General features: G+C 67.6%; 23 protein-coding genes, 1 tRNA gene and 1 pseudogene. 14 read left to right on the top strand and 11 right to left on the bottom strand.

Annotation, left to right across the window (positions count from 1 at the left end; translation table 11 throughout):
• Positions 1-55 precede the first annotated feature (55 nt).
• From AC3WOE_RS11625 to AC3WOE_RS11610, 4 genes are read right to left on the bottom strand one after another with little or no spacing between them, the layout of a single operon-like run.
• A complete protein-coding gene (locus tag AC3WOE_RS11625; RefSeq protein ID WP_492690589.1) occupies positions 56-445 on the bottom strand; it encodes a BlaI/MecI/CopY family transcriptional regulator in 390 nt (129 codons plus the stop codon).
• 52 nt (positions 446-497) lie between these two features.
• Positions 498-1,412, bottom strand: coding sequence for an RNase adapter RapZ (gene rapZ / locus AC3WOE_RS11620; protein WP_492690588.1), 915 nt, complete (start codon positions 1,410-1,412; stop codon positions 498-500).
• Entirely contained in the window at positions 1,409-3,100 is a 1,692-nt protein-coding gene (gene recN, locus AC3WOE_RS11615) for a DNA repair protein RecN (RefSeq protein WP_492690586.1), read from the bottom strand. Before recN ends, rapZ begins: the two co-directional genes overlap by 4 nt.
• Before the next feature lie 14 nt (positions 3,101-3,114).
• Positions 3,115-3,981 carry an NAD kinase gene (locus AC3WOE_RS11610; protein ID WP_492690584.1) on the bottom strand — a complete coding sequence of 289 codons (867 nt, stop codon included), beginning with the start codon at positions 3,979-3,981 and terminating at the stop codon, positions 3,115-3,117.
• Positions 3,982-4,048: 67 nt separating this feature from the next.
• Here AC3WOE_RS11610 and hrcA point away from each other — a divergent pair, with 67 nt between their 5' ends.
• Positions 4,049-5,056 carry a heat-inducible transcriptional repressor HrcA gene (hrcA, locus tag AC3WOE_RS11605; RefSeq protein WP_492690583.1) on the top strand — a complete coding sequence of 336 codons (1,008 nt, stop codon included), beginning with the start codon at positions 4,049-4,051 and terminating at the stop codon, positions 5,054-5,056.
• A gap of 44 nt (positions 5,057-5,100) precedes the next feature.
• Positions 5,101-5,177: transfer RNA gene (locus AC3WOE_RS11600), tRNA-Ile, on the top strand.
• 400 nt (positions 5,178-5,577) lie between these two features.
• Here the strand turns inward: AC3WOE_RS11600 and AC3WOE_RS11595 are convergent.
• Positions 5,578-6,546 (bottom strand): substrate-binding periplasmic protein, encoded by a 969-nt coding sequence (locus AC3WOE_RS11595; protein WP_492690581.1) that lies wholly within the window; start codon positions 6,544-6,546, stop codon positions 5,578-5,580.
• Between the two features lie 49 nt (positions 6,547-6,595).
• Between AC3WOE_RS11595 and AC3WOE_RS11590 the strand changes: the two are divergent.
• Positions 6,596-6,862: pseudogene (locus AC3WOE_RS11590) on the top strand (integrase core domain-containing protein); the annotation flags it as partial.
• On the opposite strand, the gene AC3WOE_RS11585 reads toward AC3WOE_RS11590, so the two are convergent.
• From AC3WOE_RS11585 to mgtA, 3 genes are all read right to left on the bottom strand, one after another.
• Entirely contained in the window at positions 6,859-7,458 is a 600-nt protein-coding gene (locus AC3WOE_RS11585) for a GNAT family N-acetyltransferase (protein WP_492690580.1), read from the bottom strand. The pseudogene AC3WOE_RS11590 and the gene AC3WOE_RS11585 overlap by 4 nt on opposite strands.
• Positions 7,459-8,382, bottom strand: a complete 924-nt coding sequence (locus AC3WOE_RS11580) for a sensor histidine kinase (protein WP_492690579.1) — start codon at positions 8,380-8,382, stop codon at positions 7,459-7,461.
• Between the two features lie 143 nt (positions 8,383-8,525).
• Positions 8,526-11,234: a magnesium-translocating P-type ATPase gene (gene mgtA, locus AC3WOE_RS11575; RefSeq protein WP_492690578.1), complete on the bottom strand. Its 2,709-nt coding sequence runs from the start codon at positions 11,232-11,234 to the stop codon at positions 8,526-8,528.
• A gap of 190 nt (positions 11,235-11,424) precedes the next feature.
• On the opposite strand from mgtA, the gene AC3WOE_RS11570 reads away from it, so the two are divergent.
• From AC3WOE_RS11570 to AC3WOE_RS11555, 4 genes are read left to right on the top strand one after another with little or no spacing between them, the layout of a single operon-like run.
• A complete protein-coding gene (locus AC3WOE_RS11570; protein ID WP_492690576.1) occupies positions 11,425-12,075 on the top strand; it encodes a BON domain-containing protein in 651 nt (216 codons plus the stop codon).
• Positions 12,076-12,088: 13 nt separating this feature from the next.
• On the top strand, positions 12,089-12,592 hold the full coding sequence (locus AC3WOE_RS11565) for a DUF1269 domain-containing protein (protein WP_492690574.1): 504 nt from the start codon (positions 12,089-12,091) through the stop codon (positions 12,590-12,592).
• 41 nt (positions 12,593-12,633) lie between these two features.
• The gene (locus AC3WOE_RS11560) at positions 12,634-13,599 is read left to right on the top strand and encodes a DnaJ C-terminal domain-containing protein (protein ID WP_492690572.1); all 966 of its coding nucleotides are present in this window, start codon (positions 12,634-12,636) and stop codon (positions 13,597-13,599) included.
• Between the two features lie 2 nt (positions 13,600-13,601).
• The gene (locus AC3WOE_RS11555) at positions 13,602-13,949 is read left to right on the top strand and encodes a chaperone modulator CbpM (protein WP_492690571.1); all 348 of its coding nucleotides are present in this window, start codon (positions 13,602-13,604) and stop codon (positions 13,947-13,949) included.
• Between the two features lie 69 nt (positions 13,950-14,018).
• On the opposite strand, the gene AC3WOE_RS11550 is transcribed toward AC3WOE_RS11555, so the two are convergent.
• The 3 genes from AC3WOE_RS11550 to AC3WOE_RS11540 form a co-directional block, all read right to left on the bottom strand.
• Positions 14,019-14,414, bottom strand: coding sequence for a hypothetical protein (locus AC3WOE_RS11550; protein ID WP_492690570.1), 396 nt, complete (start codon positions 14,412-14,414; stop codon positions 14,019-14,021).
• Positions 14,415-14,544: 130 nt separating this feature from the next.
• Positions 14,545-15,105 carry a DUF1439 domain-containing protein gene (locus AC3WOE_RS11545; protein ID WP_492690568.1) on the bottom strand — a complete coding sequence of 187 codons (561 nt, stop codon included), beginning with the start codon at positions 15,103-15,105 and terminating at the stop codon, positions 14,545-14,547.
• Positions 15,106-15,160: 55 nt separating this feature from the next.
• Positions 15,161-15,796, bottom strand: a complete 636-nt coding sequence (locus tag AC3WOE_RS11540) for a TetR/AcrR family transcriptional regulator (protein WP_492690566.1) — start codon at positions 15,794-15,796, stop codon at positions 15,161-15,163.
• Positions 15,797-15,919: 123 nt separating this feature from the next.
• On the opposite strand from AC3WOE_RS11540, the gene AC3WOE_RS11535 reads away from it, so the two are divergent.
• The 7 genes from AC3WOE_RS11535 to AC3WOE_RS11505 are packed head-to-tail and all read left to right on the top strand — an operon-like array spanning position 15,920 to position 22,471.
• Positions 15,920-17,239, top strand: a complete 1,320-nt coding sequence (locus tag AC3WOE_RS11535; RefSeq protein WP_492690565.1) for an NAD(P)/FAD-dependent oxidoreductase — start codon at positions 15,920-15,922, stop codon at positions 17,237-17,239.
• On the top strand, positions 17,236-18,012 hold the full coding sequence (locus AC3WOE_RS11530; protein ID WP_492690564.1) for a DUF1365 domain-containing protein: 777 nt from the start codon (positions 17,236-17,238) through the stop codon (positions 18,010-18,012). The genes AC3WOE_RS11535 and AC3WOE_RS11530 overlap by 4 nt, the downstream gene beginning before the upstream one ends.
• Before the next feature lie 2 nt (positions 18,013-18,014).
• Entirely contained in the window at positions 18,015-19,274 is a 1,260-nt protein-coding gene (locus AC3WOE_RS11525) for a class I SAM-dependent methyltransferase (protein WP_492690563.1), read from the top strand.
• Positions 19,271-19,843 (top strand): chalcone isomerase family protein, encoded by a 573-nt coding sequence (locus AC3WOE_RS11520; protein WP_492690561.1) that lies wholly within the window; start codon positions 19,271-19,273, stop codon positions 19,841-19,843. The genes AC3WOE_RS11525 and AC3WOE_RS11520 overlap by 4 nt, the downstream gene beginning before the upstream one ends.
• 12 nt (positions 19,844-19,855) lie before the next feature.
• The gene (locus AC3WOE_RS11515; RefSeq protein ID WP_492690559.1) at positions 19,856-21,133 is read left to right on the top strand and encodes an MFS transporter; all 1,278 of its coding nucleotides are present in this window, start codon (positions 19,856-19,858) and stop codon (positions 21,131-21,133) included.
• Positions 21,130-21,675 carry a DUF3833 domain-containing protein gene (locus AC3WOE_RS11510; protein ID WP_492690557.1) on the top strand — a complete coding sequence of 182 codons (546 nt, stop codon included), beginning with the start codon at positions 21,130-21,132 and terminating at the stop codon, positions 21,673-21,675. Before AC3WOE_RS11515 ends, AC3WOE_RS11510 begins: the two co-directional genes overlap by 4 nt.
• A 4-nt stretch (positions 21,676-21,679) precedes the next feature.
• Positions 21,680-22,471 carry an SDR family NAD(P)-dependent oxidoreductase gene (locus tag AC3WOE_RS11505; protein WP_492690556.1) on the top strand — a complete coding sequence of 264 codons (792 nt, stop codon included), beginning with the start codon at positions 21,680-21,682 and terminating at the stop codon, positions 22,469-22,471.
• Positions 22,472-22,569 lie beyond the last annotated feature (98 nt).

Below are 22,569 nucleotides of genomic sequence, written 5' to 3'. Positions count from 1 at the left end.
GCGGCCTGTACCGCCAGGCGGGAGCGAACTTGCTTGGGACGGCCCGGCGCGGCGTTCATGCGGTCTTGTCTCCGTTGCCGCCGAGCAGCTGACGGATCTCCGCGCGTTCCTTGGCGTTGACGTGGTTCTTCAGCGCGGCAAGCACCAAGGCCTTTCCCGAGCCGGCAAAGGCCTTGGCGATGAAATCCTTCATCAGCGATTGCTGCAGCTTGTCCTGGGCATGGACGGGGGCGTAGAGCTGCGGGCGCTGGCTCTCGTCGCGGCTCAGCAGGCCCTTGCCGTGCATGACCTGCAACTGGCGCAGCACGGTGGCATAGCTCGCGTCCGGGCGCTCGGGCAGCAGGGCCTCGTGCACGGCCTTGGCGTCGGCCGGCCCGAGGCGCCACAGCACCTGCAACAGATCCAGCTCGGCCGCCGTCGGTTTGGCGGAGGGTGTCGAGTTCATGTGTTCAGAATATCTGTTCTAGAACTCAATGTCTAGAACAAACATTCTGAAACTAGCGAGCGTCCAATTCGCGGTGGCGCTTCAGCACGTGGCCATGATGGCCGAACTGGCGCGCCAGCATCTCCACCAGATAGACCGAGCGATGCTGGCCGCCGGTGCAGCCGATGGCGACGGTCAGGTAGCTGCGCTGGTCAGCCGCGAAGTTGGGCAGCCAGCGCGACAGGAAGCCGGCGATCTGGCCCATCATCAGGCCCACCTCGGGCTGGGCCGCCAGATAGGCCGCCACCGGTGCATCGCGGCCCGTCAAGGGACGCAGCTCACGGTCGTAATAGGGATTGGGCAGCACGCGCACGTCGAAGACGAAGTCGGCGTCGCTGGGCACGCCATGCTTGAAGGCGAAGCTCTCGAAGACGAGGGTGAGCTTGGCGCCGGCATTGGGCCCGACGAGATCGCTCAGCCAGGCGCGCAACTGGGCGGGGCGCAACTGGCTGGTGTCGATGACGGTGGAATCGGCCTTGAGGCCGTAAAGCAGCTCGCGCTCCAGCTTGATGGCGTCCAGCAGCAGGCGGTGGCCGTCCTCGGCCACGCCATCCAGGTTGCCGAAGCCGGTGTCGCGGTCCTCGCGCAGCGGATGGGGGCGGCGCGTTTCCGAGAAACGCCGCATCAGCGCCTCGTTGCTGGCGTCCAGGAAGATGGAGCGCACCGGCACGCCGGTGGCGCGCAGGTCTTTCAGCAGCGGCAGCAGCATCGGCAGCGAACTCGCCGAGCGCACGTCCACGGCGATGGCGACGCGGCGCTCGCCGCGCTGTTGCTCCAGGCGCAGGAAGTCCAGCAGCAGCTCGGCAGGCAGGTTGTCGACGCAGAAATAACCCGCGTCCTCCAGCGCATGCATGGCCACCGACTTGCCGCCGCCGGACATGCCGGTCAGCAGCACCACGTCGCCCTGCAGGTCGGTGTCCATGTTCATGACTTCGCCTTCTTCGGCTTGGCCGTGGACGCGTCCAGCATCTCCTGCGCATGCGCGAGGCTGGTGGACGACAGGCGTTCCCCGCCCAGCATGCGGGCGACCTCGGCCACGCGGGCCTCGCCGGAGACCGGATTGACCGAGCTGACCGTGGTGCCGCCCTGCAAGGCCTTGGCGACGACGAGATGGCGGTCGGCGCAGGCGGCGACCTGGGGCAGGTGGGTGACGGCCAGCACCTGGCGTTGCCCGTCGGCCGAATGACCGAGCTGCTTCATCAAGCGGCCCACGGTCTCGGCGACCGCGCCGCCGATGCCGACGTCGATCTCGTCGAAGATCAGCGTGCCCGGCGCATTGCCGGTGGCCGCTTGGCTGGTGGTCACGGCGATGGCCAGCGCGATGCGCGACAGTTCGCCGCCCGAGGCCACCTTGGCCAGTGGCCGCGGCGTGCTGCCGGCGTGGCCGGCGACGAGGAATTCGGCGGATTCGAGGCCGAAGCTCTGCGGGCCTTCGGTGGCATTCAGCGCGATGTCGAACTGGCCACCAGCCATGCCGAGCTGTTGCATGGCCGCGGTGACGGCCGAGGCCAGCAGGGGCGCGGCCTTCTTGCGGGCGCGGCTGGCGGCCTGGGCTTCGCTGTCGAAGGCCTTGCGCGCGGCGGCCAAGGCTGCTTCGAGCTGGGCCGTGTCGCTGGCGGCATCGAGTGCGGCGAGTTCTGCGCGCCATTGCGCCAGCAGGGCCGGCAGCTCCTGCGGCTGGCGGCGGTAGCGGCGCGACAGCGTCATCCAGGCCGACACGCGCTCGTCCAGCTCGGCCAACCGGGCCGGGTCGAGGTCGGTCTTGTGCAGATAGGCCGACAGCGTGTGGCTGGCGTCCTGCAACTGGGCCTGCACGTCGCGCAGGGCCTGCACGGCGGGCAGCAGGCGGGCGTCATGGTCGAGCACGCGCTCGAGCTGATCCAGCGCGCCGCCGGCCAGCGACTGGGCGCTGGGCTCGGCTTCGTCCAATGCATCCAGGGCCGACTTGGCCGCGTCGATGAGGGACTGGCCGTGCGACAGCCGCTCGTGCTCGGCGTTCAGCTCCGTCCACTCGCCCTCGGCGGGCGCGAGGCCGTCGAGCTCGCCGATCTGCCAGGCCAGGCGTTCGCGTTCGCGCTGGGCTTCGGCCTGCAGGCCCTGGGCCCTGGCCAGGGCTTCCGAGGCCTGCTTCCAGGCGGCGTGGGCGCGGACCAGCGGCGCCGTGTCCAGGCCGGCAAAGCCGTCGAGCAGCTCGCGCACCGAGGCCGGGCGCGTCAGGCCCTGCCAGGCGTGCTGGCCGTGGATGTCGAGCAGGTGGTCGGCGAGTTCGCGCAGCTGGGTCAGCGTAGCCGAGCCACCGTTGATCCAGGCGCGGCTCTTGCCCGCGGCGTCGATGACCCGGCGCAGCAGCAGCGTGTCTTCACTGTCGAAGCCGGCTTCGTCCAGCCAGGCGCGCAGATGGGGCGGGGTGTCGAACTCGGCGCAGATCTCGGTCTTGGCGGCGCCTTCGCGCACCACGCCGGCCTCGCCACGGCCGCCCAGGGCCAGCTGCAGGGCGTCGATGAGGATGGACTTGCCGGCGCCGGTCTCGCCGGTCAGCACGGCAAAGCCGGGCTCGAAGTCGAGCTCCAGCGCGGGGACGATGACGAAATCCTTCAGGCTCAGGTGCCGCAGCATGGGTCAGGCTCTAACTAAACATACCAACGCAGTTTGCGTCTCAGGGTCGCGTAATAGCTCCAGCCCTTGGGGTGCAGGAAACGCACCTGGTGCTGGCTGCGCCGCACGGTGATGGTGTCGCCGTGCAGCAGGCTGGCGAGGCTTTGCATGTCGAAGTTCACCGAGGCATCGCGCCCGGCCACGATCTCCATGCGCACCTCGCCCAGGTCGGGCAGCACGATGGGCCGGTTGGACAGGGTGTGGGGCGCGATCGGCACGATCAGCCAGCCGGCGATGCTGGGGTGCAGGATGGGCCCGCCGGCCGACAGCGCATAAGCCGTGGAGCCCGTGGGCGAGGCCACGATGAGGCCGTCGGCGCGCATGTTGGCGACGAACTGATCGCCGACGTTGACCTTCAGCTCCACCATGCCGGAGGTGCCGCCGCGGCTGACGACCACGTCGTTCAGTGCCAGGCCGGAGAAGATGGACTCGCCGTCGCGCCAGACCCCGCCTTCCAGCATGGCCCGGGGCTCCACCTCGTAGTCGCCTGCCAGCACCGGCGCCAATGACTCGCGCCAGCGTTCGATGGGAATGTCGGTGATGAATCCCAGCCGGCCCTGGTTGATGCCCACCAGCGGGATGCCGTGGCGGGCCATGTCGCGGGCGAAGCCCAGCATGGTGCCGTCGCCGCCGATGACGACCGCCAGGTCGCATTGCCGGCCGAGTTCGTCGTTGGACAGGGCGTCGTAGTCTGTCAGGCCGGTGTTGAGCGCGGTGGCCGCCTCCAGCGAGACGTCCAGGCCCTGGCTGCACAAAAATTGGGCAATCTCTTGCAGCACCGGCTTGATGCCTGGCGCTTGATGCTTGCCCACGATGGCGACATGTCTGAAGCGCTCGGCCATGCGGCAAATTACACCACAGGGGGTTTGCATATCCGGGGTGGAACAGCGCTGTCCATAGAATGCAGGAATGCTCGACGAGCGATCCAAATCCCTGCTGAAAACCCTGGTCGAACGGTATATCGCCGACGGCCAGCCGGTCGGCTCGCGCACGCTGTCCAAAGCCTCGGGCCTGGAGCTCAGCCCCGCGACCATCCGCAACGTGATGGCCGACCTGGAAGAGCTCGGCCTCATCGCCAGCCCGCACACCAGCGCCGGCCGCATTCCCACGGCGCGCGGCTACCGCCTTTTCGTCGACACCATGCTGACGGCCCAGCCCGGCCTGATCGGCGTGGAGACGGCCCAGTTGCAGCCCGACCAGCCCCAGCGCGTCATCGCCAGCGCGGCGCAGATGCTGTCCAACCTGTCGAGCTTCGTCGGCGTCGTCACCTCGCCCAAGAAGCCCAGCGTCTTCCACCACATCGAATTCCTGCGCCTGGGCGAGCGGCGCGTCCTCGTCATCCTCGTCTCGCCCGACGGCGACGTGCAGAACCGCGTCATCTTCACCGCCCAGGACCTCAGCCAGGGCGAACTGCAGGAGGCCAGCAACCGCCTGAACGCCGGCTATGCGGGCCTGACGCTGGAGGCCGTGCGCGAGCGCCTGCGCCATGAGGTCGACGCGCTGCGCGGCGAGATCGCCGGCCTGATGAGCGCGGCCGTGCAGGTCGGCAGCGAAGCCATGCAACAGCAGGAAGAGCGCGTCGTCGTCTCGGGCGAGCGCAACCTGCTGACCGTGCAGGACTTCAGCCACGACATGGGCAGCCTGCGCCGGCTCTTCGACCTGTTCGAGCAGAAGACTCAGCTGATGCGCCTGCTGGACAACTCCAGCCGCGCCGAGGGCGTGCGCATCTACATCGGCGGCGAGAGCCAGGTCGTGCCCTACGAGGAGCTGTCCATCGTCAGCGCGCCCTACGAGGTCGACGGCCAGGTGGTCGGCACCCTGGGCGTCATCGGCCCCACGCGGATGGCCTACGACCGCATGATCCAGATCGTCGACATCACGTCGCGGATGGTGGGGCAGGCGCTGAGCCAGCGCTGAGTGCGCCGTTCCGGCGCTGACTAGAATGCGCGCCTCCTCTCCGGGGGCCGTTAGCTCAGTTGGTCAGAGCAGAGGACTCATAATCCTTTGGTCATTGGTTCAAGTCCAATACGGCCTACCAATAAAATCAATAGGTTAGATTCGAATCTTGGCAGGCGCTTTGGTGCCTGTGTCAACGAAGTGTCAACGCCTGGGTTTGGAGACGCGTCAAGCTGCGCCGTCCTTAGTCGTGCCGTCCGAGATGTTGTCCTGATGTCCGTTGCAGGCTGGTCAGAGTCATTCGCGCCTGACAGGCTGAGCGACCGCCGCGATCATCAGCGGCCGTTCGACTGTCAGCGGCACGCAGGGCCGCTGCACCTCGGAGACCGGTCGTTCGACAGCCAGGGCGGCACTCCAAGATCGAACGTCCGGTCCGACGCGGCGCGGCCGGACGGAACGACGCCGTGCAAACGTCTGCAGGACCAGTCTGGGCACCGGAAAGCCGTCATCGCTTAAACATTCAGCGAAGACCGGGCCGGGTCCTAGTCGGGCTGTCGACGTGCCAGAGACTTCGCCATCGCTGGGCCAGCGAAGCGAGCAATGATCGATTCCAGTGTGCCGTCGGCACGCATGCTTTTCATCGCAGCGTGGATCCTTTCCGCGTCTGCTGCGGCTACCCGGCTGCGTGAAAGAACCAGGCCGAGGACTGCGTTATCGCCGGGCGCTATGTCGAGCATCTGCACTTTGCCGCCGAGATGATTTCGCTCCAGCAGGGGCGGCCAAACAAGGGGCTGCGTCAGAAAGGCGCTCACGCGTCCTGCGGCAAACACCCGGGCCAGAACCTCCAGGTCGGCCACAACGTCAACACGCCCTTCGCGCTGCAGCGTGGCAATCCATGGGTCAATCGTGTCACCGTGAACGAAGCCCTTGACGACCCCGAGGCGAAGGGTCTTGTCAGCCGAGAAATCCTGCCGCGTCTTGATCCTGGAGGCCAGTTCGTTCCTGACGACAAGATAGTTGCGATTGTTGAAGATATATGGAATGAATAAGGCGAACTTCTGGCGCTGTGGCGTCTCAATGCCAGACACGGTCATGTCCAACTGCCCGCTTTCGAGTGCCGACCAAGTTCGCACTCGGGAATCCAGGAAGAGCACCAGGATGCATCCGGTTCGCCTGGCCAACTCTTCGACGACGCCCCTGTCGATACCTGTGTATTCATCGGTTGAGTCCTTGAAATACAACAGGCCGGTCTCATAGAAGGCCACCTGGTAGGGGCCGCAGGTAAACGGTTGGGCCGACGATCCAGCGCTTGCGAAAATTCCCCCGGCCACGAGCACAACCCACGTCTTCAAAGAGTTGACCATTGCGGTTCTCCTCACGCCATTGCCCCTGCCGATGATGAACATGCAGCCCGACAAAAATGAAAAATCAGCCGTCGCCGATGGCCAGAATACATTGAGTCTAACCACCGGACTCGCCTTGTGCAGGTCCTTCTGCGAGACAAATGGCATTGGATGCCGCTGACATCGAGACGAGCAAGTCGGTCTATCTTTGTGACGCAAGCTCATGAGGCGCTTGGGGCTGCGCCACTTGCGCACACGACCCTATACGCCGCGCACGAACGGCAAGGCCGAGCGCTTCATCCAGACGCTGCTGCGCGAGTGGGCTTACGCCTATCGCTACCCGAACTCAGAGGCCCGCGCAGCTGAACTGCAGCCATGGATGCATCACTACAACTGGCTTCGGCCACACTCCGCCACTGAGAACCGCCCTCCCGCCTCCAGACTCGGCGCTCGGGGAACCTACGTCTCGGGAAACTACAGCTAGCTCTGCAGCATCGACACTGAGGCGGCGGGCCGCAGGACGCGCGCGTAGCGCATGGGCCCGCCAATCGGCGCTCGCAGGTCGACGTGGAAGCCCATGCTGCTGGCCAACGCGCGCATGGCGGTGTTCTCATGCAGCACGTCGCAGACGATACGCTGGGTGCCACGGCGCCTGACAGTGGCAATGAGATGCGTGAGCATCAGGTGCCCCAGGCCTTGGCGCTTGAGGTCGGACCGCACGGTGATGCCGAATTCAGCCTCGACGTTGCCTGCATCCGAAACGGCGCGCGATGAGGCCACTTCCTCCAGCGTGCCGTCGGCACCGGCTGCCAGCGCCATGAGCGCCACTTCGGTGGCCGCGTCCGGGTGCACCAGCCGCAGCATCTCCGCATGCGGCACTTCGCGCCTCGGGCTGAAGAACCGCAGCCGCAGATCCTCCGGGTCCAGGCGAGCGAAGAAGGCGGCGTGCCGAGCTTCGTCACTTGGCACGATGGCCCGTATCAGCAGCGCATGGCCTCGCCAGTCGACGGTCTGTGCGGCCGAGCCGGGCCTCACAAGTCCCGCTGGCATTGCCAGGCATTCATCGACGGGGCGCGCCATTCATGGGCCGCCGCGAATCCGCATGCTTTGGCGCCCTGCCGACGCCCACGGACCTGTAGCCGCCGCGCCCACGCGGCCTGCAGCAAAAATCGTCAGGCCCTCAAACGCGCCCTCATGACGCGCCGGCAGCTTGATGCGTGTCGTCCTGCCCATACCGTTCGCATGCGCGATTTGCATCGTTCCGCCCAGCAGGCCGCAGAGCCGATTGACAATGGACAGGCCGATACCTTCGCCCAAGGTCGGGCCCGCCGTTGCCGGCACGAGGGAGGCTTGATGCTCTGCCAGGTCGCTGTCGCCCGGGCTGAAGGGGGTGTCACCGACTTCGAAGTACCAGTGGCCAGGCTCCGCAGCGCTGCAAGGGCCGCACGTCAATGTCACACCGCGAGCGCGTGTGTACTGGATGGCGTTGAGCACGAGGTTTTGCGCGATGCGCGCCACCATCAGCGGATCGGTTCTTGCGGCGAGATTGGCCGGGCCTTTGAATTCGAGTTGGAGCCCGCGCAGGCTGGCCATGATCCGCAGGCTGCTGCACGCCTCGCCGAGCGTGGCAGCGATGTCGATATCGCGGATGACGGGACGCTCCTGCATTGCATCAAGCCAAGACAGGTCAGCCACGCCGTTGAGCAGTTCACGCAGGCCTGTCACGTTGCGATCCAGCATGGCCAGCAGCTCAAAACGGCGAGCTTCGCCGACCGGCTTCTGCAGCGTGGCGGTGACGCTCGTGACGACACTGAGCTTGCCGCGCAGATCGTGAACGGCCTGCCGCCATAGCGCCGAAGCCCGCTCGGCGGCTTCGGGCCTCGAATCGTCGGCGATGCCTCGCCACGCAACCTGCGATCGAGCAAGAGAACTCTGCAAGCCGGGCAGAGCCGTCATACCTTGAGTAGGGCCTATCGCGTCAAAGGGTGGGCGTTGCGTGTTCATGAAATCACCTGCTGCATCAGCCAGTGAAGCATCACGGAGATGGATGCGCTGCGTCGGTGCGGTGCCGTACGTTCACGTCCACCGGAAGGGCGCCAGGGGTGCGGTCGACGATGCGACTTCACCGCAGCAAGCTTGAGGCATGGTCATTGCCATCCAAAGTGCCGGATGTAGACGCCTTTCATCAGCGTGGTCAGCGTGCAATATCCCAGCAAGATGGCCGCCAGCCAGGCGTAGTAGGCCGCCGGCAGCGCCTGCAGCTTGAAATAGCCGGCCAGCGGCCCCATGGGCAACCAAAGGCCAATCGCCATGATGGCCAGCGTCGCCGCCAGCAGCGGCACGGCGGCATGGCTCTGCACGAAGGGCAGCTTGGGGCTGCGCACCATGTGCACCACCAGCGTCTGCGTCAGCAGGCCCACGACGAACCAGCCTGACTGGAACAGCGTCTGCTGCGCCACGCTGTTGGCACCGAGCCCCCACCACATGACGGCGAAGGTGACGAGGTCGAACAGCGAGCTGATCGGGCCGAAGAACAGCATGAAGCGACCGATGTCGGCAGGGTTCCACTTCAGCGGCCTGGCCACCATCTCAGGGTCGACGTTGTCGAAGGGAATGCCGGTCTGGCCGATGTCGTATAGCAGGTTCTGCACCAGCAGCTGCAGCGGCAGCATCGGCAGGAAGGGCAGCAGCGCGCTGGCCGCCAGCACGCTCAGCACGTTGCCGAAGTTGCCGCTGGCGGTCATGCGGATGTACTTCAGCATGTTGCAAAAGGTGGTGCGCCCCTCCACCACGCCCTGGTCCAGCACCAGCAGGCTTTTCTCCAGCAGGATGATGTCGGCCGCCTCCTTGGCGATGTCCACCGCGCTGTCCACCGAGATGCCAATGTCGGCCGCGCGCAGCGCCGGTGCATCATTGATGCCGTCGCCCATGAAGCCCACCACGTGGCCGCCGGCCCGCAGTGCGCGCACCAGGCGCTCTTTGTGCAGCGGTGTGAGCTTGGCGAACACGCTGTGGGCCTCGGCGGCGGCCTGCAGCGCGGTGTCGTCCAGCGCCTCGACCTGGGCGCCCAGCAGGACCGCGTCGGTGGGCAGGCCGACCTGGCGGCACACGTGAAGGGTCACCGCCTCGTTGTCGCCGGTCAGCACCTTCACCGTGATGCCGTGGGTAGCAAACTGCTTCAGCGCCGGCGCGGCCGACTCCTTGGGCGGGTCGAGGAAGGCGACATAGCCGATCAGCGTCAGGCCGGTTTCATCGGCGACCGAATAGGTGGTCTGGCTCGGCGGCAGCGCCTTCACGGCCACCGCCACCACGCGCAGCCCCTCGGCGCTCAGGCCCGCGGTGACAGCCTGGGTACGCGCGCGCAGCGCGTTGTCCAGCGGGGCCTCGGCGGCACCGGCCATGCGCACCTGGGTGCAGGCGGCCAACACCTCCTCGACCGCGCCCTTGCAGATCAGCTCATGGCGCCGGTCCTGCCCACTCACCAGCGCGGCCACCACCACCGACATGCGCCGGCGCTCGAAATCGAAGGGAATCTCGTCCACCTTGCGGTAGGCGTCATGCAGCTTCAGCTCGGCCGCCACGTCCACGCGGGCAAGCACCGCGCGGTCCAGCAGGTTCTTCAGCCCGGTCTGGTAATGGCTGTTCAGGTAGGCGAAGTTCAGCACCTCATCCCTGTCCTGGCCCCAGGCGTCGGCGTGGCGGGCCAGCGCGATCTGGTCCTGCGTCAGCGTGCCGGTCTTGTCGGTGCACAGGATGTCCATCGCGCCGAAGTTCTGGATCGCGTCCAGCCGCTTGACCACCACCTTCTTGCGCGACAGCGCCACCGCGCCCTTGGCGAGCGTGCTGGTGACGATCATGGGCAGCATCTCGGGTGTCAAACCCACGGCCACCGATAGCGCAAACAGGAAGGCCTGCAACCAATCGCCCTTCGTGAAGCCGTTGATGACGAAGACGATGGGCACCATCACCGCAGCGAAGCGGATCAACAGCCAGCTGACGCTGTTGAGACCAGCCTGGAAGGCGTTGGGCGCCGTCTCGGTGGCGCTGGCGTGCGCGGCCAGCGTGCCGAAGTAGCTGCGCACGCCGGTCGCCACCACCAGTGCCGTCGCCGTGCCGGAAACCACATTGGTGCCCATGAAGACGAGGTTGCGCTGGTCAAGTGGGCCGGTGCCGGCATCGGCCGCACCCTGCACGAACTTCTCTACCGGCAGCGACTCGCCCGTCATCGCCGATTGGGCGATGAAGAGGTCACGCGCTCCCAGCACGCGGCAGTCGGCGGGGATCATGTCGCCCGCCGACAGGGCCACCACGTCGCCCGTCACCAGCTCGCGCGCGGGCCGCTCCTGCGCGGCGGCGCCGGGGCGCAGCACGCTGGCAGTGTTGCTGACCAGCGCTCGCAGCCCCTCGGCGGCGCGGAGCGAGCGGCCTTCCTGCACGAAGCGGATGCCGGTGGACAGCATCACCATCGCGGCGATCACGACCGTGGCCCGGGCGTCGGCGCTCGAGAATGAGAGCAGCGCCAATGCGGTCAGCAGCAGGTTGAAGGGATTGAGATAGCAGCGCCACAGGCGCAGCCAGCCGGGCAGCGGCGGCTCGTGCTGGATCTCGTTCGGCCCATCGCGCGTCAGGCGCCGCGCGGCTTCGGTGGCGTCCAGCCCGTCGGGCATGGATTGCAGCCGCGCCAGCGCCGCAACGGGTTCATCCCGCGCCGCGACGAGCAGGGCCTGTCCCAAGTTCGCTTCGACGGCGGCGGCAGGCGCGGGGGCCCCTCCCACCACGGGCCTGCGCTCGAAATGGCTCTTGGCGTGGCGACGGCGCAGGAAGCTGCTGAAGCCTTGAGTCAGCAATGCGTACATCACGGTTTGGCCATCGCGTCCCAGAAAAGATGGCTGTGCAGTTGGTGCCGTGAGCCTAGCTAGCGGTCGGGACGCTGACTGTGCGCCAGCGCACATGCCGATCCGCATGCGCCGCACGTTCGTTGACGCACAGACGAACAGGCGCCCTTGCCGCAGGCTCGTCCTGTCTCAACTCGCCGGATCGAAGCCCATGAAAACCGATTTGCAATTGCAGCAGGACGTGATGGCCGAACTCCGATGGGAGCCCGCCGTGAATGCGGCGCTGATCGGGGTCGAAGTGCGGGATGGGGTCGTGACCCTGGCGGGCGAAGTCGGCAGCCATACCGAAAAGCTGAATGCCGAGCTCGCCGCGCAGCGTGTCGCCGGTGTCCAGGCGCTGGCCGTTGACCTGAAGGTCACGCTGCCGACGCTCGTGGATCGCACCGACACCGACATCGCTCGTGCGGCCAAGGATGTCCTGAGTTGGACCGATTCGGTACCGGCCAATGCCATCCACGTGCTGGTCGAGGATGGCTGGATCACCCTATCCGGGAGAGTCGAATGGCAGTTCCAGAGGCAAGCAGCCGCGGGCAGCGTGCGCTACCTGTCGGGCGTGACCGGGATCAGCAACCAGATTGCCATCGAACCGGTGCTGAGAGCGCATGGCGTCAGGGCCGAGATCGAGGCGGCGATCAAGCGCCGCGCCGTGAATGGCGCAAAGACCGTCCTGGTCAATGTGAAAGGCGGCGATGTCACGCTGTCGGGGAGCGTGCGCAGCTGGGCTGAACGCGACCTCGTCAATCGATCCGCCTGGGGCAGCCCAGGTGTACGGCAGGTGATCGACCACATGAGGATCGTCTGACCCGAGGCGCGCCATGACTCACCCTGATTCGTTGTTCTTCGTCTTTGACACACATCCCGCTGCCGAAGACGCGATCCGCACGCTCGGGAACGCCGGCTTTGACATGGACAAGCTGTCGCTGGTGGGAAAGGGCTATCACAGCGAAGAACAGCCCATGGGGTTCTACACCGCGGGCGACCGCATCAAGGCCTGGGGTGGTACGGGAGCCTTCTGGGGCGGTGTCTGGGGCATGCTGCTGGCGCCTGCGGTCTTCTTCCTGCCAGGGTTGGGTTTGCTGGGTCTGGCCGGCCCCTTGGCGGCGATGCTGGTCAGTGCGCTGGAAGGTGCCGCCGTTGTTGGTGGGCTTTCAGCGCTGGGCGCGGCACTGACGCTGGTCGGCATGCCCAAGGATCAAGTCATCAAGTACGAGACGGAACTCAAAGCGGACAAGTATCTGCTTGTGGTGCACGGCGGCCCGGACGACCAGCAACGAGCGCGCAGACTGCTCGAACAACTGGCCTCGCTCGACCCGGCCTGAGTGCGGCTTGGCCCGGGCGCGGCACTGACTCCAACCACCACGTGGAATTCAAGGACTACTACCAGACGCTGGGCGTGACCAAGATGGCCACGGCGGACGAAATCCGGCGTGCCTTTCGCAAGCTCGCGCGCAGGCACCACCCGGATGTCAGCAAAGCGGCGGACGCGACAGAACGGATGGCAGAACTCAATGAAGCGAATGCCGTCCTCTCCGATCCCACACGGCGCACGGCGTACGACTCCCTGGCCTCCGGCCTGCAAGGTTGGACAGCAGGCGATTTCCGGCCGCCACCGAATTGGGACGCCGGCTTCGAGTTTCCGGATATCGCTGCCGAGCCTGGCAATCACAGCGACTTCTTCGAGCAGTTGTTCGGGCAAGCGGCACGCACCTATCGTCGCGAAGCGCAGGCCGGCCCTTTCGACGGCGCTCAAGCTTCCGTGCGCGGCGCTGACCACCACGCCCGGATCGAGCTCGACATCACGGATGCCTATCGCGGCGCCGAACGAACGCTCTCGCTGCGAAGCGCAAGGCTGGACGCGTCCGCCCACGTTGTGAGCGAAGTGCGCAGCTTGCAGGTCAAGATTCCGAAGGGAATTCGCGAAGGGCAGTACATCCGCCTGGCTGGGCAGGGAAGCCCGGGCACCGGCGCCGCATTTGCCGGCGATCTGCTGCTCGAGGTGGTGTTCAAGCCAGACCCGCGCTGGCGGGCGGAAGGCGGTGACGTGCACCAGCGCGTGCCACTCTCGCCCTGGGAAGCCATGCTGGGCGCCAACGTCTCCATCCGCACTCCCAGCGGCGAAACCGAGGTCAACATTCCCGCCGGCTGGAGGTCGGGGCGCAAAATTCGGCTCAAGGGGCGCGGCATCCCAGGCCCGATACCTGGCCACCTCTACCTTGATCTGGAGCTCTCGCTTCCGCCGGTCGACAGCGACGCGTCGCGCGCCGCCTACGCGGCGATGGCAGACGCATTCCAGACGTTCGAGCCCCGCACCCCACAGGAGCTCTGACGATGCAACAACCCTCAGCCATCGCCATCCAATCTGCTGAGCTGCTCTTGGGCGCGGCCTTCAGCGCGCAGGAGTTCGCCCATGCGTGCGGCGTCAGCCTGGAATGGGTGGTCGAGCGGGTCGAAGCAGGTGTCTTGCTGGGCGACGCCAGCAGCGGTGCATGGCGTTTCGACTGCGTCATGCTCATCCGTGCCCGCCGCATCGCACACCTGGAGTCCACGTATGGCGCCGATCCGCAGTTGGCGGCAGTGACGGCAGATCTGATCGAAGAGGTGAACGTTCTGCGGCAGCGTATCGAAGCATTGACGCACCACTCATTGACGGCAACCTTTCGCCCTATGGCGCCTTGATGCTGGCCTGCAAGAAATGAGCGATCGGGGCTGCAGAGGCGACAAGTGCGAGCCTGTAATGCTTGGGCATCAGGGTCTGGGTCGAAGCGCGGCAGCCGCCGGCAGCCGCCGCTGCCAGTTCTCCACCGCATTGACCACGCCATCCCAGGCACTGCGGTCATAAGTCACCGCCGCAAACAGGTTGTCCTTTGTTGGCTGCTGCCGTACCGCCGTGTTGGCGAGTCGCTCCAGAGGCTCTCGCGCAGCGGCGGCGCAGCCGCTGAGGTCGTGGAAGGCGGAGCTGACACGATGGAAGAGCACGCCGCGCTGGAGTTCGGTGGCCTTCAAGGAGGCGGCTTCCAGCGCGCGCATGAAGATGCGGGCCTGGCCGTCGCCGAGCAGCTCGACGCAGAACTCGCGGCGCCAGCCGGTCAGGGTTTGCTCAGAGGTCAGCGAGATCTGGTGGTCTTCGATGTTCAGGGTCATCGAGTCAGTCTGCATGACGCATTGCCGGCCCTGCCCATCGGATGTATCGCGATGCTTCAAGGCTGCGGCCTCGTGGCCTTCCTGCTAACGCGAGGCGGGCACAAGTTGCGCGCTGTTTCCTGCCGGACGGCTAGGAGCCCGAGCCGATGAAGTTGATCCTCAGCTTGCCATTGACGACCTTGACGTCGCGCACCGTCATTTTCGCCAGCGTGCCCTTGGCCGTGCTGGCGTCGATGGTGTAGATGGGGCGGGACTGCAACTGGGCATTGATGACGCCGGGCCCGCGCTGCTTGACGATCTCGGCGTAGTCGTCGCGCAGGCCGGCCAGTTCCAGCGTCGTGATCTGCAGGTCATCGAGAAAAAGCTGGCCCTCTGCAGGCACGTAGCGCGGCCGGCCCGAGAAGCCCACGTGGCCGGACCGCTCCTGGCCGCCCAGCCGGACCTTGGCGTCGACGACGAGGCCGATGCGGTCCTCGCCCTCGGTCAGCATGACCACGGGGTTGGACAGGTCCAGGCAGACGATGACGAGCTTGCAGTGATGGGTCGGGAAGCGCGGCGCGATGCGAGCCTGCAACTCGGCCTGCTCGATGTCGAGATGGCCGTCGGACATGCGGCCGACGACGGCGCAGGTGGCCAGGGCTGCGACAGCGAGCAGGGCGGCGGTGATCGCGGCGAGGCGGCGGGTCATCATCCGGCCAGTGTGCCGTGCCGGTTCAGGCGATGCCGTTGGTCATCGCAAGGATCTGTTATCGCTGCGCGAGCCCGTCGAAGGTGGTGGACGTGACCCAGTCCAGGATCTGTTCGTGCGTGTACTGCCCCGAGTCCTTCAGCAGGGCCACGACCGGATCGCAGGCGCGGGCGAACAGGGTGTAGAGCACCAGTTCGGGCGGCAGCAGCGGCGCCAGTTGGCCGCTGGTCTGGGCTTCGGCGATCCAGATGCTGAGCCGGTTGCTCAGGGCCAGCAGGCGGTCCATATAGGCATCATTGGACTGCAGCGATGCGCTGAGGCTGGAGTTGTGGGCGGGCAGGGAGGGCATCTCGCCCTCGAGTTGGGTCTGCATGGCCCAGCGCGCCACGGCCTTGAGCTGGGCGATGGGCGGCACCGGCTGCCCCACCGCGGCGCCGACCTCGGCGCGGCCGCGCAGTTCGTCGACGAAGGCCAGGGCGCGGTCCAGCGCGCCCACCATGGCGGCACCGGCCAGCTCCTCCTTGGACGTGAAGAACTTGTACAGGCTGGCCTTGGCCAGGCCCGCCTCGGCGGCCACCTCGTCCACCGTCATGCCGTCATAGCCCTTGGTGGCCAGCAGGCGGTTGACGGCGCCCACGATGGCGTCCTGGCGCACGCGCTGCATCTGATCTCGTATCGACGGACGGGCTCCCATGCTTTGCATTCTAGACCGTGCAGGCCGTTGCGAAAACCCCATAGTGCAAATTTTGAACTGATGAGTTATTGTTTGAACCGTGCAGTTCAATGTTTGCTCTGCGCAGTTCATTACGAGGTCATCATGCAGCGCATCGCCGTCATCGGATCGGGTATCGCAGGGTTGGCGGCGGCCCGGCGGCTGAGCGCAGCGGCGGGCGAGCGCCGCGTCAGCCTGTTCGAGGCTGGCGCACATTTCGGCGGCCATGCCAACACCGTCGATCTCTGCCTGGACGGCATCGAGCATGGCGTGGACACCGGCTTCCTGGTGTTCAACCGCCGTACCTATCCGAAGCTGATCCAGCTGTTTGCCGAGCTGGGCGTGGCCGCGGCCAATTCGGAGATGTCGTTCTCCGTGCAGCTGCCCAAGCCGGACGGGCGCGCAGGCCTGGAGTGGAGCGGCAGCTCGCTGGCCACCGTGTTCGCGCAGCGCCGCAACCTGCTCAAGCCCGGCTTCTGGCTGATGCTGAAGGAGATCCTGCGCTTCAACCGCCTGGCGACCCGGCTGGCCGGGGCGGATGCCGATGCGGCGGAGCAGGGCTCGGTGGCGGAGTTCCTCGACAGTCACGGCTTCGGCAGCCGCTTCCGCGAGCACTATCTGCTGCCCATGATCGGCTGCATCTGGTCCTGCCCGACCGACCAGATGCTGCAGTTCCCCATCGGCACGCTGCTGCGCTTCTGTCACAACCACGGGCTGATCCAGGTCAGCGACCGGCCGCAATGGATGACGGTGCGCGGCGGCTCGCGCCAGTATGTGCAGCGCATCGTGTCGCAGCTCGAGGATGCGCGGCTGAACACCCCTGTGCTGGACCTGCAGCGCTCGGCGCGGGGCGTGCGGCTGCTGACGGCACGGGGCTGGGAGTCCTTCGATGCCGTCGTGCTGGCCTGCCACAGCGACCAGGCCCTCGCCCTGCTCGGTGACGGCGCGAGCGAGACGGAGCGTGCGGTGCTGGGCGCCATCCGCTACCAGCCCAACCAGGCGGTGCTGCACAGCGACGCTGCTGTGCTGCCGCAGCGACAAGCCGCCTGGGCGGCCTGGAACTACGAGCGCGCGACCGATGCGGGCACCGAGCGGGCCCAGGTCTGCCTGCACTACCTGCTCAATCGCCTCCAGCCCCTGCCCTGGCAGCGGCCGGTCATCGTGTCCCTCAACCCGGCGCGGCCCATCCGCGAGGAACTGGTCCATCAACGCATCGAGTACAGCCATCCCATCTTCGACCTGGCCGCCTTGCAGGCGCAGGGCCGCATCGACGAACTGCAGGGCCGGCAGCGGACGTGGTTCTGCGGTGCCTGGTGCGGCTATGGCTTCCATGAGGATGGCTTGAAGGCGGGCCATGCGGCGGCCGACGGCGTGCTGCAGGCCTTGGGCAACTGGATGCCCGAACCCGAGATGAGCGCCGCATGACCCAGCCTGAGCAAGCCTCGATGGGCTTCGGCGCGGTCTGGCACCGGCGCCTGCGGCCGGTGGCGCACGAGTTCCGCTATGGCAGCTATTTCCTGCTGCTGCCGCTGCGCAGCCTGCGTGCCCAGCCCAGCGATGCGCTGAAGCGCAACCGCTGGGGCTGGCTGAGTTTCCACGACCGCGACCATGGTGCCGGCGGCGACGACGCGCTGGCCTGGTTCGAGCAGTTGCTGCAGGGCGAGGGCATCGCCGACGCCGACGGCGAGATCTGGCTGCAGACCTATCCGCGCGTGCTCGGCCATGTCTTCAAGCCCGTCAGCTTCTGGTACGCCCACCGCGCCGACGGCTCGCTGGCGGCCGTGCTGGCCGAGGTCAACAACACCTTCGGCGAACGTCACGCCTATCTGCTGGCCGGGCCGGCGCTGGCCTGGGGCAGCGAGAGCGCGGCGCGCAAGGTCTTCCATGTCTCGCCCTTCTGCAGCGTGGACGGCGAATACCGCTTTCGCTTCGAGCGCCTGACCACGCCCGAGGGCCGGCCCGCTCACGCGATGGCCCGCGTGGACCTGCACGACGGTCAGGGCCTGCTGCTGCAGACCAGCCAGGGCGGTGCCGTCGAGCCGCTGACGGCCGCCAGCGTGCGCCGCGCCTTCTTCGGCATGCCGCTGATGACGCTGGGCGTCGTGCTGCGCATCCATTGGCAGGCGCTGCGACTGTGGATCAAGCGCGTGCCCTTTTTCGCCAAACCCCAAGCGCCCCGGCGCTTCGTGAGCCGATGAGCATGAATCCCCCACCCATTTCAACCACCACCCTGGCCAGCCCTGCGCAGCCGCCGGCCGCGGCGCGCCGGCTGCTGCGGCTGCTGGAGCGATTGCCCGTCGGCCAGCTGGAGCTGCGCCTGCCCGACGGCGCGCTGCTGCGCTTTCCCGACCGTGCACCCGCGGCGGACGAGCCGCGCGCGGTGCTGCAGCTTCACGATTGGGCGATGTTCGAACGCACCCTGCAGTCCGGCGACATCGGCTTCGCCGAGAGCTTCATCGCCGGCGACTGGGACAGTCCCGACCTCAGCCAGCTGCTGCGCCTTTGCCTGGCCAATCGCGAGCACATCGAAGGCCTGATCTACGGCCGCTGGTGGGGCCGCCTGGCCTACCGCTTGCGCCATCTGCTGCGTCGCAATTCACGCACCGGCAGCGCCCGCAACATCCACGCCCACTACGACCTCGGCAACGACTTCTACCGCCTCTGGCTGGACCCGGGCATGAGCTACAGCGCGGCCTGGTTCGAAGGCCGGGACGCGCGCGGCGCCGACCTGCAGCTGGCCCAAGACGCCAAATACCGTCGCGCCTTGCGCGAGGCGCGCGTCGAGCCGGGCTCGCGCCTGCTGGAGATCGGCTGTGGCTGGGGCGGCCTGGCCGAACTGGCCGCGCGCGAGTTCGGGGCCGAGGTCAAGGGCGTCACGCTCTCCGCCGAGCAGCTGAGCTGGGCCGAGCAGCGCGTGCGCGATGCGGGCCTGCAGCAGCAGGTGCAACTGCGCTACCAGGACTACCGTGACCTGCCGGCGCAGCATGCCGCCGAGCCCTTCGATGCCGTCGTGTCTATTGAGATGTTCGAGGCCGTCGGCCACGAGTACTGGGCCGGCTACTTCAAGACGCTGAATGCCTGCCTCAAGCCGGGCGGGCGGGCCTGCATCCAGAGCATCACCATCCGCGACGACCTGTTCCCGCGTTATCTGCGCTCGACGGATTTCATCCAGCAATACATCTTCCCCGGCGGCCTGCTGCCCAGCCCCTCGGCCTTCGAAGCCGAGGCGCGCCGCGCCGGCTTCGTCGTCGAGAACCGGCTGGCCTTCGGCCGCGACTATGCCGAGACGTTGAGGCGCTGGCGCGATGCCTTCGTGGCCCGGCTCGACACCGTGCAGCGCCAGGGCTTCGATCGCCGCTTCCAGCGCATCTGGGCCTTCTATCTGGCCTACTGCGAGGCGGCCTTCGACGCGGGCAACACCGACGTCGTCCAGTTCACCCTCAGGAAGCCCGGCGCATGAAGCCCGCAACACCGGCGCGGCGCCAGGCCCTGGCCCGGCTCGCGGCGGCAGCCGCCTTCAACCCCCTTGCCATGTCCCAAGTCATCGCCGCCCCCCAACCTCCCGCCGAGCTGCTCGCCGAACTGCCCCAGGTCCGCTTGCAGGGCAGCGGCGTGCTGCGCTTCTTCGGCCTGCGCGTCTACGAGGCCCGGCTGTGGACCGCACCCGGCTTCGAGGCCGACGACTATGCCCGCCGGCCTTTCGGCCTCGAGCTGGCCTACGACCGCCGCCTCGAAGGCCAGGCCATCGCCGAGCGCTCGGTGGCCGAGATGCGCCGCGTCGGCAGCTTCGACGACGCCAATGCCAAGCGCTGGCTGGCGCTGATGGTCAGGGCCTTCCCCGACGTGGCCGCCGGCGACCGCCTCCTGGGCCTGAACGACGGGCAGGGCGAGGTGCGCTTCTTCCACAACGGGCGGCTGACCGCGCAGACCGTCGACGCCGACTACGCCCGCCTGTTCTTCGGCATCTGGCTGGCGCGCCAGACCTCGGCGCCGGCGCTGCGCGAGGCCCTGCTCGGCCAGGTGCGCTGAACGCCCGCAGCCATGACCGCATCCGCCCTCGCCGCAGCACCACCCGCTCTGGGCTCTCGCCGTGGCCTGGCCTATGCGAGCCTGGCGGTGCCGCTGGCCTTCGTCTCCCTGCCGCTCTACGTCCATCTGCCCTATCACTACGCTTCGGTGATCGGCATGCCGCTGGCCACGGTTGGCGCGGTGATGCTGGCGGTGCGCCTGCTCGATGCCTTCGTGGACCCGGCGCTGGGGCGCATGGCGGACCTGCTGTTTCGGCGTGGCTCGGCCTGGCGCGCGGCCGCCACCGGCAGCGTGGCGCTGGCCCTCGGTTTCGCGGCGCTGTGGACGCCGCCGTCCACCCAGTCATCCCTGGTGCTGCCCTGGCTGGTCGTCGCGCTGCTGCTGTGCACCTTCGCCTACAGCGGCGTCAGCATCGTGCACCAGAGCTGGGGCACGCGCTGGGGTGGCGGGCCCGAGCTGCGCGCCCAGGTGATGGGTTGGCGCGAGGCTGGCACGCTGGTCGGCGTGCTGCTGGCGAGTGCCCTGCCGGCCTGGCTGGGCTGGACCTGGACCAGCGTCGCGCTCGCCCTGCTGCTGGTCGCCGGCCTGCTGGGCCTGGGTCGGCTGGAACTGCCCTCGCATGGCGACGTGCATCTGCCTTCGACCGCGGCTTCGCCATGGCGCAGCGCGCCCTTTCGCCGGCTGCTGGCCGTCTTCATGCTGAACGGCATCGCCAACGCCGTGCCGGCCACGCTGCTGCCCTTCTTCATCGCCGACCGCTTGCAGCTGCCGCATTGGCAGGCGCCGCTGCTGCTGGCCTATTTCGGCGCGGCCGTGCTCGGCCTGCCGCTGTGGGTGCGCGCCGCCGGCCGCTGGGGCCTGGCGCCGGTGTGGCGGGCGGGCATGGTGACCAGCGTGCTGGCCTTCGCCGCCACGCCGCTGCTGACCGCCGGCGACGGTGCGGCCTTCGCCGCCATCTGCCTGTGCAGCGGCTTGGCGCTGGGTGCTGATCTCGCCTTGCCGAGTGCGCTGCTGACGGGCGTCATCCATCACGGTGGCGCGGGCCAGCGCGACGAAGGCGTCTACATCGGCTGGTGGACCTGCGCCACCAAGCTCAATCTCGCCCTGGCCGCCGGTCTGGCCTTGCCGCTACTCGCGGCCCTCGGCTATCGCAGCGGCAGCGCCGACGCGTCCAGCCTGCAAGTGCTGGCCTGGGCCTATGGCGGCCTGCCCTGCCTGCTCAAGCTCGCGGCCGCCGCGGCCCTGTGGCGGGCGGAGGGCCTCAACCCGAACTGGAAGGAACGCGGATGAATGCCATCACTCGCCGAGGTTGGCTGGCCGTGGGCGCTGCCGCGGCCCTGGCCGGCTGTGCCGGTCCCCAGGTGCAGGACTACGCCAACGAGAAGCCGGCCCTGGACCTGCGGACCTTCTTCAACGGCGAGCTGACGGCCAAGGGCCTGTTCACCGATCGCGCCGGCCGCGTCGTCAAGCGCTTCACGGTGACGATGAGCGGCCGCTGGGACGGTGACAGCGGCGTCCTCGACGAACATTTCCTGTACAGCGACGGCAGCACGCAGCGGCGCGTGTGGCGGCTCAGGTCGCTCGGGCAGGGGCGCTACAGCGGCATGGCCGATGACGTCGTCGGCGAGGCCGCGGGCGACAGCGCCGGCAATGCCTTTCGCTGGGCCTACACGCTGGCCCTGCCGGTGGACGGCAAGGTCTGGAACGTGACGCTGGACGACTGGATGTTTCTCATCGACGAGGGCACCGTGCTGAACCGCTCGGCGATGAGCAAGTTCGGCCTGCATCTGGGCGACGTGACCCTGGTCATCACCCGCAACGGGAAGGGCTGAAGCCATGCCATTGTTCTCGACGGGGCTGAACCCCGCGATGAAGGACTGGACCGGCCGTTGGGTCTGGATCATCGGCGCGTCGACGGGCATCGGCCGGGCGACGGCGTCGGCCCTGCAGGGGCGAGGTGCCCGCGTCATCGTCTCGGCACGCGACGCCGATGCGCTCGCGGCCTTTGTGCAGGGCCACGCCGGCAGCGTCGCCCTGCCGCTGGACGTCACTCAGCATGAGCAGCTGCGCGAGGCCGCCCGGGCCGTGTCCCGGCATGCCCAGGGCGCACCGGCCCTGGTCGTCTACTGCGCCGGCCACTATCGCGAGCAGCAGGCCAGCCGCTTCGACCATGCGGAAATGGAGAAGCACCTCGCCGTCAACTACCGCGGCGTGCTGAACATGCTGGACGTGGTGCTGCACATGCTTGCGGCGGCGCGGGCCGGGCACATCAGCCTCGTCGGCAGCGTGGCGGGCTACCGCGGGCTGCCGAAGTCGCTGGCCTACGGCCCCACGAAGGCGGCCTTGAACAATCTGGCGGAAAGCCTCTATCTGGACCTGCAGCCCTTCGGCATCGGCGTGTCCATCGTCAACCCGGGCTTTGTAGAGACGCCGCTGACGGCGCAGAACCAGTTCGAGATGCCCGCGCTGATCTCGCCGGAAACGGCCGCCGAGCACATGCTGCGCGGTTGGGCGCAAGGGCGCTTCGAGATGAACTTCCCGCGCCGCTTCACGTTCTGGATGCGGCTGCTGCGCTGCCTGCCTGATGCCTGGTATTTCGCCGTCGTGCGCCGCGCCACCGGCGCCTGATCCTCCCCGCGGGGAGGCAGGCTTCGGCGGCAACCACCGGACTCACAGCTTGTAGGTCAGCCCCACCTTGAAGCGCGGGCCGAACTGGAAGTGGGTCT

This window comes from Roseateles sp. FW305-36 (genome assembly GCF_058787015.1).
This window is presented reverse-complemented; position numbering and strand designations above follow the sequence as displayed.